The organism is Bacteroidales bacterium, assembly GCA_014860575.1.
In the GTDB taxonomy this organism is placed as follows: Bacteria; Bacteroidota; Bacteroidia; order Bacteroidales; family JAAYJT01; genus JAAYJT01.
Window position 1 is genome coordinate 80,642 of the sequence record JACZJK010000042.1, and the last position, 13,741, is coordinate 94,382.

General features: G+C 45.4%; 11 protein-coding genes. 7 read left to right on the forward strand and 4 right to left on the reverse strand.

The features are described 5' to 3' along the window. The first annotated feature begins 38 nt into the window (after positions 1 to 38). Genes IH597_11530 through IH597_11540 form a run of 3 tightly spaced genes read left to right on the forward strand, consistent with a single transcriptional unit; the run spans position 39 to position 3,478 of the window. Positions 39 to 713: a succinate dehydrogenase cytochrome b subunit gene (locus tag IH597_11530; protein ID MBE0663084.1), complete on the forward strand. Its 675-nt coding sequence runs from the start codon at positions 39 to 41 to the stop codon at positions 711 to 713. Between the two features lie 42 nt (positions 714 to 755). Beyond that, positions 756 to 2,675 carry a fumarate reductase/succinate dehydrogenase flavoprotein subunit gene (locus IH597_11535; protein MBE0663085.1) on the forward strand — a complete coding sequence of 640 codons (1,920 nt, stop codon included), beginning with the start codon at positions 756 to 758 and terminating at the stop codon, positions 2,673 to 2,675. Positions 2,676 to 2,722: 47 nt separating this feature from the next. Beyond that, the gene (locus IH597_11540; protein MBE0663086.1) at positions 2,723 to 3,478 is read left to right on the forward strand and encodes a succinate dehydrogenase/fumarate reductase iron-sulfur subunit; all 756 of its coding nucleotides are present in this window, start codon (positions 2,723 to 2,725) and stop codon (positions 3,476 to 3,478) included. 56 nt (positions 3,479 to 3,534) lie between these two features. On the opposite strand, the gene IH597_11545 is transcribed toward IH597_11540, so the two are convergent. Further along, positions 3,535 to 3,972, reverse strand: coding sequence for a 6-carboxytetrahydropterin synthase (locus tag IH597_11545; GenBank protein MBE0663087.1), 438 nt, complete (start codon positions 3,970 to 3,972; stop codon positions 3,535 to 3,537). 8 nt (positions 3,973 to 3,980) lie between these two features. Next, positions 3,981 to 4,544, reverse strand: coding sequence for a manganese efflux pump (locus IH597_11550; protein ID MBE0663088.1), 564 nt, complete (start codon positions 4,542 to 4,544; stop codon positions 3,981 to 3,983). A 176-nt stretch (positions 4,545 to 4,720) separates the two neighbouring features. Here IH597_11550 and IH597_11555 point away from each other — a divergent pair, with 176 nt between their 5' ends. After that, the gene (locus tag IH597_11555) at positions 4,721 to 5,077 is read left to right on the forward strand and encodes a PEGA domain-containing protein (protein ID MBE0663089.1); all 357 of its coding nucleotides are present in this window, start codon (positions 4,721 to 4,723) and stop codon (positions 5,075 to 5,077) included. Between the two features lie 75 nt (positions 5,078 to 5,152). Here IH597_11555 and IH597_11560 read toward each other — a convergent pair whose 3' ends face one another. Beyond that, a complete protein-coding gene (locus tag IH597_11560; GenBank protein MBE0663090.1) occupies positions 5,153 to 7,798 on the reverse strand; it encodes a hypothetical protein in 2,646 nt (881 codons plus the stop codon). A 220-nt stretch (positions 7,799 to 8,018) separates the two neighbouring features. On the opposite strand from IH597_11560, the gene IH597_11565 reads away from it, so the two are divergent. From IH597_11565 to rseP, 3 genes are read left to right on the forward strand one after another with little or no spacing between them, the layout of a single operon-like run. Further along, entirely contained in the window at positions 8,019 to 8,912 is an 894-nt protein-coding gene (locus tag IH597_11565) for a M23 family metallopeptidase (protein MBE0663091.1), read from the forward strand. Positions 8,913 to 8,954: 42 nt separating this feature from the next. Next, the gene (locus IH597_11570) at positions 8,955 to 10,118 is read left to right on the forward strand and encodes a 1-deoxy-D-xylulose-5-phosphate reductoisomerase (GenBank protein ID MBE0663092.1); all 1,164 of its coding nucleotides are present in this window, start codon (positions 8,955 to 8,957) and stop codon (positions 10,116 to 10,118) included. Beyond that, positions 10,119 to 11,444: an RIP metalloprotease RseP gene (gene rseP / locus IH597_11575; GenBank protein MBE0663093.1), complete on the forward strand. Its 1,326-nt coding sequence runs from the start codon at positions 10,119 to 10,121 to the stop codon at positions 11,442 to 11,444. It begins immediately after the preceding gene. Between the two features lie 311 nt (positions 11,445 to 11,755). Here rseP and IH597_11580 read toward each other — a convergent pair whose 3' ends face one another. Then, entirely contained in the window at positions 11,756 to 13,693 is a 1,938-nt protein-coding gene (locus IH597_11580; GenBank protein MBE0663094.1) for a 1-deoxy-D-xylulose-5-phosphate synthase, read from the reverse strand. Positions 13,694 to 13,741 lie beyond the last annotated feature (48 nt).

The window sequence follows — 13,741 nt, forward strand, 5'->3', positions numbered from 1 at the left end:
TCAGGCATTACAAATTATATGATTAACTAACCATCAATATGAGTGATTCAACTTTAACATTTGCCTCTATCAGCAAAAAAGTTATTACCGCCCTGGCCGGTCTTTTTCTGATTACTTTTTTAGCTGTTCACCTGGTTATTAATTTACTGATGCTCAAGGCCGATGCAGGGGAAACTTTCCGGCAGGCAGTAAATTTCATGGCAACCAACCCGGTGATAAAAGTCATGGAAATAGTATTGTTTGCAGGATATATTATTCACATTCTGCTGGGTATTCTGATCACAGTAAAGAATTGGGTTGCACGGCCGGTTGGTTACAAAGTTTCCCAAAAGTCACACACTTACTTCATGTCGAAATACATGTTTCACACCGGAGCAATCATTTTTGTTTTTCTGCTGCTTCACCTCTGGCATTTTTACGCCATCAAAATAGGAATGGCGCCCCAGCCTGGCATTATGGAAGACACACACGACTTTTATCCGCAAGCGATTTTTTTGTTCCAGCAGCCATTGTTCTCAGCGTTCTATCTGATTTCGTTTATATTCCTTGGCTTTCATCTGAGCCATGCCCTGCAATCCGCATTTCAGACCCTGGGTTTGAACCACACCAAATACACGCCTGCAGTAAAACTGATCAGCACGGTTTATGCCATCATCATTGCAGCAGGGTTCGCGGTTATCCCGATTTATTTCCTTTTCATATTCAAGGGATAAGCCATTAATTATCATTGATTAAACAGCTAATTCAATAATATTATGACCAAACTCGATGCAAAAGTACCCGCAGGCCCGCTGGCCGAAAAATGGGCAAAACATAAAGCAGCCATGCGACTGGTAAATCCTGCCAATAAAAAGAAACTGGATATTATCATTGTAGGAACCGGGCTTGCCGGCGCCGGTGCTGCATCATCGCTTGGAGAGCTTGGATACAATGTAAAAGTATTCTGTTACCAGGACAGTCCCCGGCGTGCGCATAGCGTTGCCGCACAAGGCGGGATCAACGCTGCAAAAAATTACCGCAACGACGGCGACAGCGTTTACCGGCTCTTTTTGGATATGATCAAAGGCGGTGATTATCGTTCCCGCGAAGCCGATGTTTACCGTGCTGCCGAAGTCAGCAACCAGGTGATTGACCATTACACCGCTTTGGGTGTTCCCTTTGCACGGGATTACGGCGGCGCACTTACAACCCGCTCATTCGGCGGTGTGCAGGTTTCAAGAACCTTTTATGCCAAGGGGCAAACCGGTCAACAGTGTATTCTGGGCGCATACTCATCCATGAACAGGCAAATTGCAAAAGGAACTGTTACTATGTATGCCCGTCGAGAAATGCTCGACCTTGTAGTTGTTGACGGAAGGGCGCGAGGCATAATTGTCCGCAATCTTATAACAGGCGAAATCGAACGTCATGCTGCGCACGCAGTAGTTTTTGCAACTGGTGGTTACGGTACGGTGTATTATCTTTCGACCCTGGCTGTAAACAGCAATGCCTCGGCAGCCTGGATCGGATATAAAAACGGTGCTCTGTTTGGCAACCCAAGTTTTATCCAGATCCACCCAACCAGTATTCCGGTTCTCAATGAATTTCAAAGCAAATTGACCCTGATGTCGGAATCGCTGCGCAATGATGGCCGGGTTTGGGTCCCAAAACAAAAAGGCGACAAACGACATCCCAACAGCATTCCTGAAGAAGAACGCGATTATTACCTCGAAAGAAGATATCCGGCATTTGGTAATCTGGTTCCCCGCGATGTGGCTTCGCGCGCTGCCAAAGAACGCTGCGATGCCGGTTATGGCGTTGGCGAAACCGGCTTGAGCGTTTATCTCGATTTCAAAGACGCCATCAATAAACAAGGAAAAAAGGCCATTGAAGACAAATATGGAAACCTGTTTGAAATGTATGAAAAAATCGCAGGAACAAACCCGTATGCCGAACCCATGCGAATTTATCCGGCAGGGCACTATACCATGGGCGGGCTTTGGGTTGATTACAATATGATGACAACCATACCCGGTCTGTTTGCCATTGGCGAAGCAAATTTCAGTGTTCACGGTGCGAACCGATTGGGTGCCGCTTCGCTGATGCAGTGTGCCGGCGATGGCTATTTCATTATTCCCTACACCATTTCTGATTATCTTTCGGATCAAATAAAGGTTCCCAAAATAAAAACCGACCTGCCCGAATTTGAAAAAACCGAAAACGAGGTGAAAGAAACTATTAGCAAGTTGCTTTCAATAAAAGGCAAACAAACTCCTTCAACATTCCACAAACGGCTGGGCAAGATCATGTGGGATCATTGTGGTATGTTCCGTAACGCAGAAGGGTTGAATGTGGGCTTGAAAAAACTTGACGATCTTGAAAAGGAATTCTGGTCCGATCTGCTTGTGGCAGGAAACGGCGAAGAATTTAACCAGGAGCTTGAAAAAGCGGGAAGAATGATCGCTTTCTTTAAAGTTGGAAAACTGATGATCATTGATGCCTTGAACCGTGAAGAAAGCTGCGGGGCACATTTCCGTGAGGAGAGCCAGACCGAAACAGGCGAAGCCAAACGTGACGATTCCAATTTCACTTTCGTTTCAGCCTGGGAATTCATGGGCGAAGATCAGGACCCAGTGTTGCATAAAGAAGAACTTAATTTTGAGTTTGTGGAGCTCAAAGTAAGAAGTTACAAGTAACACCTGAACAACAGCTTGTTAAAAACTAATCACTAAAATTCCAGATTATGAAAATAAAACTCCAGATATGGCGCCAAAAGAATGCCAGAGCCAAAGGAAAATTTGAAACCTACGAACTCGATAATGTTTCGCCCGAAATGGGATTCCTTGAAATGATGGATGCCTTGAACCTGAAACTGGCCAAGGAAAGCAAGGATCCCGTCAGTTTCGACCACGACTGCCGCGAAGGGATATGCGGTTCATGCGGATTATATATTAACGGACAGCCTCACGGCCCCGAAGGCAAAACGACCACCTGTGAACTGCGCATGCGTTTCTTTAAAGACGGACAAACCATCGTGATCGAACCGTGGAGGGCTAAAGCATTTCCGGTTATCAAGGACCTGGTTGTTGACCGCACAGCCTTCGACAGGATCATCGCCGCCGGAGGTTATATTTCAATAGATAGCGGCTCAGCGCCCGAAGCAAACAATATTCCAGTCTGCAAAAATTCTGCCGACAAGGCATTTGATGCTGCCGTATGCATTGGTTGTGGAGCCTGTGTAGCTGCCTGTAAAAATTCTTCGGCCATGCTGTTTGTAGCATCAAAGGTTTACCAGTTATCAACGCTTCCTCAGGGTAAAATTGAGGCCCGTGAAAGGGTTCAGAAAATGACGGCTGCTATGGACAGGGAAGGTTTCGGTAGCTGTTCGAATACCTACGCCTGCGAAGCCGAATGCCCGAAAGGGATTTCGGTGACTACGATTGCCCGTATGAACTCGGAGTTTCTGACTGCAAAAGTAGTGGCTCAAAAAAGTGAATAGACTTAAAAAATAGAGATAGCAAACAACGTAAAAAGCTGGCAGCAATGCCGGCTTTTTTATTGGTTGTCACTTGCGAACCATTCGGCGTAGGCCGTGGTGGTTTCGCGAAGCCGCAGGCTGTGGAGTTTCACATCCGAGGGAAGTGCTTCATTTAGAATCCGTGCATATTCCGCCACCAGGTTTTCGCTGGTGGGTTCAAAAGGAAGCACAATGAGCTTGCAACTTTGAGCACCTTTGTCAGTTGCCCATGGTGATCGTTCACTTACCACAAAAGCGTGATCGTAAAGCTTTACAATATTCTTGTTTACAATTTCCTTCAAGTCTTTAAAATCCATGATCATGCCATTAGCCGGGTGGCCATCCTCGGCTTTGGGTTCGCCAATAATGGTAACGAATAGCTCATAAGTATGGCCGTGGATATTGCGGCAAGCCCCTTCGTGATCTTTGAGGGCATGTGCCATTTCAAAATTGAAAGCTTTGGTGATGCGTATGATTGCCATAATCAATAATTTAAGTGTTGAATCAGCATATTTATTCCGATGCCGATTAGGATCAGGCCGCCGAGCAATTCGGCCCTGTTACCCAACAAACGAAATCCGTTTTTGATGCCGAGTATGAAACCTGTAAGAGAAAATATTATTGTCACCAATCCAATCAACGCAACCGATAAAAGAATTGGCATTTCCAAAAAACCCAACCCCATGCCAACGATCAGTGCGTCAATACTTGTTGCAATGGAAAGGCCGATAAGAATCAGGTATTTTTCAACATTGAACGACCTGTCGCCGGGGTTGGATCGAATAGATTCCCAGATCATTTTGCTTCCAATACCAAGCAAAAGAGCGAAAGCCACCCAGTGATCGAAATGTTCGATCATTTCTTTAAACGACTGACTAAACCACCAGCCCAGTGCGGCAAAACCGCCCTGAAAAATCCCAAAGAAAAATACGGCCCGTATCACGACAGGCCAGCGCATTTTTTTGTGCGACATGCCTACAGCCAGCGAAACTGCAAATGAGTCCAATGAAAGGCCAATAGCTATAAAAAGGATTTCTACGAATCGCACAATGGGAAGATTTGTGGGGCAAAAATAAGGTTAATTCAATACGCAGATAATATGTTAAGTAAAGTTCAGGAGAGGAAAAAAATTCAGTTCCTATCATTTAATCAAGAAAAGGCACAACAATTGTAACTTTGCGCTCACGGAAATGTCTAACATCAATTCACAAAATCATTATTGTCATGAAAAAACAAACTTTATCCTCAAAAATCCTGGTGGGGCTTATGGCTGCTACCATTTTTCTAAGCAGTTGCGTAAGCACTACATTGATCCAATCGGTTCCCAGCGGAGCTAAGATTTACATTGATGGCGAAACTGTAGGTACAACCCCCCACACGCACTCTGATAAAAAGATTATTTTCTCCAGCACTTCCGTGGTGCTTGAGAAGGAAGGTTATGAGCCGTTTGCAACAACAGTGACCCGAAATGAAGAACCCAACGTGGGCGCCATCATCGGTGGATTTTTCATCTGGCCAATCTGGCTGTGGGCGCTGGATTACAAACCAATGCGAACCTACGAACTAAGACCTGCTGAATAAAACAACCAGCCTGAAATTGTAAAACCCCGGCAGAATATTAATTTCTGACGGGGTTTCTTTTTTAAGCTTATAAAACTATTTTTGAAAGTAATGCTTCTGGAAAAATTCCATATAGGTGGCAATTGCCTTATCACGATAAAAGACCGGGTAGTTATCGGAAGAAATCACAAAGAACTGTGAATCCCTTCTCAGTTGCGGTGAGAAAACATAATCGCTTTCATTTATTGCATTAAAGTAAGCCATTGCTTTCTCAATACCGGCAAAGTTGCTTACAGATATCATCTGGTTGTTATCGTCAATCAGCACCGTGTTTACGCTTAAATTGTCAAGTTTGTAATTTCTGGTGTTGTAATCGGAAATACGGATACGTGTGGCATCAACATTGGTTTTGTTGTGATCAACCACAAGTACAAAGAAATGGTTTTGCTCAGGCGAAAACGAATAAATTGAAGGCGCTTCCTGTTGAACGGCAACTTTGCCATCTTCATCTTCAAATCCCTCTATGCCATAACCGGCAAGGATTCCTTGTGCCAAAGGTATAATTTCACTTGACGGATAGTCGGCAATAAAGCTTTTCAGTTCTGCAATAAGCGTGTCCTGATTATGCATTCCACCTTTAGACAAAGCGCGCAGATAAGCAAATTTTGGAAGCAAGGGAGAGTCGGGATAAGTGTTTTCAGCCTCATTGCTGTAAATAACCACCATCTGGTGCTGATTGCTTTTATAGGCCTTGTAGGTGTCTTCGTAAAGAAGTTCCACTTTTCTTTTCTCCGCTTCCTGCCGCGAAAAATATTCAGGATCGGATAAGATTGAGGCATATTCACTATCGGGATAGCGTTGAATGATGATGCGTTTGTACTCATCGGCCTTGGCTTGATTGCATTCAATTGTATGAAGTGTGTACAAGTGATAATGGGCGTTGAGTACCTGTTCGTCAGCGGGGAACCTGTTAAGGAAAGCCTCAAAAGTTGCAGCCGATCTGGGATAATCCTGTAAGCCTTCCCTGAAAACATAGGCGAGTTGGTACATGGCAGCCGAAATCAATCGGTTTGAGGCTTCAATCTGCTCAGGACTGGATGGAATATTGGCCAGGTAGGTTTCACGTTTCAGCGGATCGCTGGCACCTTTCCCACCCCCTTTTTCATCAATCGAGTCGGTTTCAGCTGCAAGCATATCGTTTCCATCAAAACTATAAGTGCGTTTATCGCTAAGCCTCCAGTTGTCTTCAAGTTTCCTGCGACCCCATTTTCGGGTAAAGTCAGAAAACCCGAAACTGATAGCCTGCGGATTGTAGAAATACCAGCCACCGCCGGTTACCTGCTGCAACATGCCACGACTTGGATCACGCCCAGGCATTGGAGTAAATGATGGTGTTGCAGAGGCTAGCAGTTCTTCTTCTTTTTTTATCCGATCCTGTTCGGCCTGGTAATCTGCAATAATCTGGTCAACAATTTTATTGCGGGCTTCTTCCGGCAGGGCAGCAAGCATCTGCAGACTGTCCTGGAGTTGAATGGTGTTCAAATGGCCAACCAATTCCCTGAGCACTGTAGTTTTTTTGTCAATGGCAGCATAATCGGGATGGTCGAACTGCAGCGTCTGCATTGTTGTATCATAATAAACGTAGGCATCCTGGTATTGTGGGATCGCAAAATACAAATCGGCAAGCTTGCGGGCCGACAAGGTTTTCTGGAAATCGTTGGTAACGCTGGTAGCCACTGATTCACGAAGATATCTGTAGGCGGCGCTGTCGTTGTTTTCGCGTAAAGCAACATGGGCAAGCGCATAATAAATCTGGTCCTGATAGTCTTTGTTCTTGGAGTCTTTCAGCAGTTTGTTAAGATCGGCAACTATTTGCCGGCTGCTTCCGCTTGTTGCATCAAAACTCTGGGCCATACTTATCTGGGCGCTGAAACGCATTTCGTAAGCAGGATTTAGCTTAATCACCTTAGCATAATAACTGCTGGCATCGGCAAAAGCGCCTTCTTCCTGGTGGATCTGAGCCAGAATATAATACATGCGTGCCGTGAAATCCTTGTCGCGGCTGAGTTCTGCCGCCTTACGCAGGAAAGGTTTTGCTTCCTGGTAGCTTTTCTGTTCGGTGTAATGCAAGGCATACACAACGGGTATCTGAGGAATCAGCTCTTTGGGGAAATCTTTACGCCTGACCTGGTTCTGAAGATTGTCGAGCAGGGTAACGGAGCGTTCAAATTCACCTAACTGTATAGCAGTGCGGGCTTGCCATAACTGAGCTTTGAAGCGGATTGGCTGACGTTCGTATTTTTGTGCGACAAACTCAAATGTTTGCCTTGCACTGAAGTAATCCTGTTTATAGAAGTATGCCTTCCCAATCAGTTGGTAACTATCCGGAACTCTTTTTACCTGCTCCTTACGCTCAAAAAACATGGTGTGTTTTTGAACCACTTTCGATGCTTTCTCAATGGCCCGGTCCATATAGGTATTGATAGCCTGTGCCTGTTGCATATCGCCAAAATCTTCAACCGGAAGAATTTCGGTGTAGTTAATCTTTATCTGCTTATCAAGTTCGCGCAAACCTTCCTCATAGGCCTCATTGCCATTCCAATAAGTATTGTAATGCGATGTAAGGTTGTGAAAAGCCCTGCGCGTGAACGAGTTCTTTTTTGTTGAACACGAAGTAAGCGTTACTGCAAGGATCAGTAACAAAAAGGAAACAAACGATATTGAGCGGTAATTGATTCTCAAGGTTCAGAATATTAAAATGAGGCGCTTCAACAAAACCTGTGATATGCTTTAGGAGTTCTTTGTATTAACTCATTCCCGGCAAAATTATTATTTTATGGGGAATCTTTGCAAAAGTATAACAAGCTTTCAATTGCAAGCGTTCTGATTGATGTTTGGTTCAAAATAATCCGGCAAAGGTATTTTAACGATATTTGCACCCGCTTAACCTCCTCTTTATCCCATGAATGAATTGCTCCAGGAACTTGATAAGCCGAAAAAAAAGCGCTGGTATCAGCGCATGCGGGCCAGGTATCGCCTGGTGATCAGGGATGATGAAACGTATGAGGAAAAACTTTCCTTCAGACTTTCGCGATTGAATGTATTTGTGTTTGCAGGGTCCATAGCCATTTTACTCATTATATTAACAACTTACATAATCGCTTTCACCTCGTTGCGCGAATACATTCCGGGCTATACGGATGTGAATCTGAGCAAGAATGTGTATGATTTGCACACCCGTGCCGACAGCCTGGAGTTTGTGCTGGGCGCTAACGAACAATATCTTTCAAACCTGCGCCTCATACTGTTGGGCGAAGACCCTGAAGATATCAATTATGAAAAAAACGATTCATTGCTCAGGCAGTACACCGAAGTGCAAATAACGCATTCAAAAGCCGATTCCCTTCTTCGCGAAGAATTTGAGAACCAGGTAAGGATGTATTCAATTACTGGTACCTCAGAAATCATATCAACCGGGAAACTGAGCGGGCAGCTTTTTTTTTCCCCATTAAAGGGGATCGTAACCAACGAGTTTAACCCACTTGAAAACCATTATGGGATTGATATAGTTGCACCCGAGAATGAAGTTGTGAAAGCAACACTTGATGGCATTGTGCTTATCTCAAGCTGGACAATTGAAACCGGCCATGTGATTGTGATCCAGCACCAGCAAAATTATATAAGCGTGTATAAACATAATGCCGTGCTGTTTAAAAAAGAAGGCGCCTATGTACGTGCCGGCGAACCGATTGCCATTGTTGGCGAATCGGGCGAGTATTCCACCGGCCCGCATCTTCATTTCGAACTCTGGTACAATGGCAATGCCTTGAACCCAAGGGATTACATGATTTTCTGACAACAATACATCTGCACTGACAACCATCACCACCATCAACCAATGAAGAAGAAAATTGCCATACTGGGTTCAACGGGCTCAATAGGAACCCAGGCCCTGGAGGTTATCAGGCAGTTTCCTGAACGCTTCAGCGTGGAAGTGCTCACCGCAATGTCGAACGCCGGTTTACTGATAAAACAAGCCATTGAATTTTTGCCCAATGCGGTGGTGATTGGCAATGAAAAATATTACAATGAAGTAAAGAACGCTTTGATGCCGCATGATATTAAAGTGTTTGCAGGCGAAGATTCGTTATTCCAGATTGTGCAGATGGATGAAATTGACCTGGTGTTATCAGCATTGGTAGGTTTTTCGGGTCTGAAACCAACCCTTTGTGCCATTGAAGCCGGAAAGCATATTGCCCTTGCAAATAAAGAAACCCTGGTGGTTGCCGGTGATCTGGTTATGCGCAAAGCAGCTGAAAAACGGATTGCTATTTTGCCCGTTGATTCTGAGCACAGCGCTATTTTTCAATGCCTGCAGGGCGAATTTCACAATCCGGTTGAGAAAATTTACCTCACCGCTTCCGGCGGCCCGTTCCGGGGTATGAGCCGCGAAGCATTGCAAAGGGTTACAAAAAATGAAGCTTTGAACCATCCCAACTGGAAAATGGGCTGTAAGGTCACTATTGACTCAGCTTCCATGATGAACAAGGGCCTGGAGGTGATTGAAGCAAAATGGCTGTTTCATTTGAACCCTTCACAAATTGAGGTAGTAGTGCATCCGCAGTCGGTGATTCATTCCATGGTTCAATTTGAAGACGGTTCAATAAAAGCGCAGATGGGCCTGCCTGATATGCGCCTGCCCATTCAATATGCGCTTGCTTTTCCCGAAAGGCTTCCATCGAACTTTCCCCGTTTCAGCTTTTTAGCTTATCCGAACCTTAGTTTCGAACCGCCTGATACCGCAAATTTTCGTAATCTTGCACTCGCTTATTCAGCGCTTGAAAAAGGCGGCAACGCAGCCTGCATGCTCAATGCCGCCAATGAAATTGTGGTCGCAGCATTTTTAAAAGATAAAATAGGGTTCCTGCAAATGAGCGATGCAATTGAACAATGTATGGAACTGCTTCCTTTTATACCCGAACCAAATCTTGATGATTATATTCTCACAGACAATGAAACAAGGATCAGGGCGTTAGAGCTGATCAGAAAAATTAATTTATAAATGGAAATACTTATTAAAGCAGCGCAACTCTTACTCAGTCTCAGCATACTGGTTATCTTTCATGAACTCGGGCATTATATTGCAGCCCGAATTTTCAAGGTACGTGTTGAGAGTTTTTATCTTTTCTTCAACCCATGGTTTTCACTTTTTAAAAAGAAGATTGGAGAAACCACTTACGGGATTGGTTGGCTGCCATTGGGAGGTTATGTGAAAATTGCCGGTATGATTGACGAATCTCTCGACCGCGAACAAATGAAGCGTGAGCCACAGCCCTGGGAGTTCCGTTCAAAACCTGCATGGCAGCGCCTGATCATCATGGTTGGCGGAGTAACTGTGAATATCATCCTGGCTTTTGCAATCTATATTGCAGTTTTAGCCACCTGGGGCGAACAATATTTGCCCGCCGAAGAAGTAAAGTTTGGTATCGTGGCCAGTCCAATGGCAGAAGAAATGGGGTTGCAGAGTGGCGATCGCATTGTTGCCCTTGATGGTAAACCAGCTGGCGAGTTCTTTAAAATCCCAATTACAATCATACTCGATAATATTCAAACCGTGAGTGTGATCCGCGATGAAGAACCTGTAAACATCCAGGTTCCTGACGGATTTGTCACAAAACTTTTGCAGCAGCGCGAACCCGATTTCATTGGCATTCGCTTTCCGTTTGAGGTGGGTGGGTTCGCAGCAAGCTCGCCGGCAAAGAATGCCGGAATTGAAACAGGCGACCGCATTATTTCCATCAACGGCGAACTTGTACCTTATTTTGATCAATTCCGCGCTCGCATTCCCGATTTCAAAAATCAAACCGTGGATATAGGCGTTGTTCGGGCAACCGACACTTTGCAGTTTGCCGTTGCTGTGCCGGAAGAAGGCCTGATCGGCGTTTCCACCGTTCAGCAACTTGAGCACTATTTTAATCTGAAAACAAAAGAATATAACCTTATCCAGGCGATCCCTGCCGGCATCTCAAAAGGCTATACCGGCATCGGTAATTATCTGAAACAGCTCAGGCTGCTGATTTCGCCCAAAACCAAGGCGTATGAATCGGTAGGCGGATTTATCACCATCGGCAGCATTTTCCCTTCGGTGTGGAACTGGCAGGCTTTTTGGGAATTGACGGCATTTCTTTCCATCATGCTGGCGGTGCTGAATATTTTGCCAATACCGGCATTGGATGGCGGGCATGTGCTGTTCCTGGTGTATGAACTTATCTCGGGCCGCAAGCCCAGCGACAAGGTACTAGAGTACGCACAGGTTGTTGGAATGATACTTTTGCTGGCATTGGTAGTTTTTGCCAATACCAACGATATCAGGAATCTTTTCAGGTAGATTTTTCTTCCCGGTCGAACACAGATGACGCGGATTCAGCGGATTTTCGCAGTTTGATTATTGTTGTCTGGGTTTATTACCCGTCTGACCGCTCCAGGCGGTCTGACGGATATTGTTGCCAAGGGTTTTTTACCCATCCGATCGCTGGGAGTGATAGGATGGGGTTAGTGCACCTTAAACTTCTCCTTTATCATAGACTTGCTGTTATTTCTGATTTACGAACATGTCCGCCGAAGGAGGAACGAGGATTAACGATGTTAGAAGTGTTCTTAAACTATGCAAATCGCTATTCATTGATCCTTGGTCTTAAATCAAATATTAATGCTAGTCACTGCAAGGCTTTCCTGTTTCAGGTTCAAGAGCGAAAAAATGGTTTTATAAATCCCTTCGGCATCATACCCGCATTCGTGATATAGCTCTTCCACGCTGCCTTGCTCAATAAATTTATCGGGGATGCCCAGGCGGGTTACGGCAGCTTTGTAATTGTGGGCGGCCATAAATTCCAGTACTGCACTTCCCAATCCGCCAACAATGGTTCCGTCTTCAAGGGTAATAATTTGTTTGAATTTGCGGAACACTTCATGCAGGATTTCTTCATCAATGGGTTTCAGGAAACGCATATCGTAATGCGCGATGCTGATTCCGGCAGCCAGCAGTTTTTCACGCACTTCCTGCACGTAATTCCCCACATGCCCAATGGAAATGATGGCCAGTTCGTTGCCATCACACATCCTGCGGCCCTTGCCCGGTTCAAGTATTTTAAAAGGCGTTTTCCATTGCAGCATCACGCCACGGCCTTTGGGATATCGGATCACAAAGGGACCTGTGTTGTGTTCCTGTGCTGTAAACATAAGGTTGCGCAGTTCTTCCTCGTTCATGGGAGCCGAAATGATCATGTTTGGGATCGCACGAAAATAAGCCAGATCGTAAGCGCCGTGGTGGGTGGCGCCGTCTTCGCCCACTAGTCCCCCACGGTCGAGGCAGAAAACCACATGCAGGTTTTGCAGCGCCACATCATGAATCACTTGGTCGTAAGCCCGCTGCATGAAACTGGAGTAAATGTTACAGAAGGGGATCATTCCTCCGGCAGCCAACCCGGCCGAAAAAGTAACGGCGTGTTGCTCGGCGATGCCCACATCAAAAACACGCTCGGGCATTTTTGCCATCATATAAGTGAGCGAACTGCCTGTTGGCATGGCCGGGGTGATGGCTACAATTTTATCATTCTTTTCGGCCAGTTCCAATATTGTTTTTCCGAACACAACCTGGTATTTGGGGGGTTGGTTCGCACATGGGTGTTCAATCAGTATCCCGGTTTTGCGGTCATACAAACCTGGAGCATGATAAGTGGTCTGATCCTTTTCGGCATTGGCAAAGCCCTTGCCTTTTTTAGTGATCACATGCAGCAGTTTTGGGCCGGGAATGTTTTTTAAATCGCGCAAAAGGTTGGTTAGCCGGATGATATCATGCCCGTCAACGGGGCCGAAATAGCGAAAATTAAAAGCTTCAAAAAGATTGCTTTTCCTGAAAATGGTAGTTTTAAGGGCATTACCTATTTGTTTGACAATGGCACGGGAATTCTTGCCATAGGAACCGCGGCCACCCATCATCAGCCAGACTTTGTCTTTGAGTTTGTTATATGCCCGCGAAGTAACAATATCGGTCAGATATTCTTTTAAAGCGCCCACGTTTTTATCAATGGCGATGCCGTTGTCGTTGAGCACTACCAGCAGGTTGGTATTTGAAACGCCGGCATTGTTCAGCGCTTCCAGGGCCATTCCGCCGGTCATGGATCCATCGCCGATAATGGCAACATGTTGGCGGCTGGGTTCTTTCAAAAAATCCGATGCAATGGCCATACCTAACGCTGCGGAAATGGAGGTGGAGGAATGTCCAGTTCCAAAAGCATCGTACTCGCTTTCGCTCATGCGTGGAAACCCGCTTATGCCTTTATATAAGCGGTTGGTATGAAACACATCGCGGCGGCCGGTGAGAATTTTGTGAGCATAAGCCTGGTGGCCAACGTCCCAGATAAGGCGATCAAACGGCGTATTGAAAACATGATGCAGGGCAACGGTAAGTTCCACTACACCAAGGCTGGCTCCCAGATGGCCCGGATTTAACGAAACCACATCAATGATATACTGCCTGAGTTCATCGCATAATGCCGGAAGCAAATCTTCAGGCAATTGCCTCAAATCTGCAGGGGTGTTGATGGTAGCCAGCAGTTTCCCGGGTTCTGTGGTCATGAGATGTTCGTTTGCTCCGTAGGATTACAGGATGCAAAAGTAATGTTT

What these genes read in the sequence shown, in the direction of transcription:
- IH597_11530 (MBE0663084.1), top strand. Translation starts at nt 39, where the DNA reads ATGAGTGATTCAACTTTAACATTTGCCTCTATCAGCAAAAAAGTTATT.
- IH597_11535 (MBE0663085.1), top strand. Translation starts at nt 756, where the DNA reads ATGACCAAACTCGATGCAAAAGTACCCGCAGGCCCGCTGGCCGAAAAA.
- IH597_11540 (MBE0663086.1), top strand. Translation starts at nt 2,723, where the DNA reads ATGAAAATAAAACTCCAGATATGGCGCCAAAAGAATGCCAGAGCCAAA.
- IH597_11555 (MBE0663089.1), top strand. Translation starts at nt 4,721, where the DNA reads ATGAAAAAACAAACTTTATCCTCAAAAATCCTGGTGGGGCTTATGGCT.
- IH597_11565 (MBE0663091.1), top strand. Translation starts at nt 8,019, where the DNA reads ATGAATGAATTGCTCCAGGAACTTGATAAGCCGAAAAAAAAGCGCTGG.
- IH597_11570 (MBE0663092.1), top strand. Translation starts at nt 8,955, where the DNA reads ATGAAGAAGAAAATTGCCATACTGGGTTCAACGGGCTCAATAGGAACC.
- rseP (MBE0663093.1), top strand. Translation starts at nt 10,119, where the DNA reads ATGGAAATACTTATTAAAGCAGCGCAACTCTTACTCAGTCTCAGCATA.
- IH597_11580 (MBE0663094.1), bottom strand. Translation starts at nt 13,693, where the DNA reads ATGACCACAGAACCCGGGAAACTGCTGGCTACCATCAACACCCCTGCA.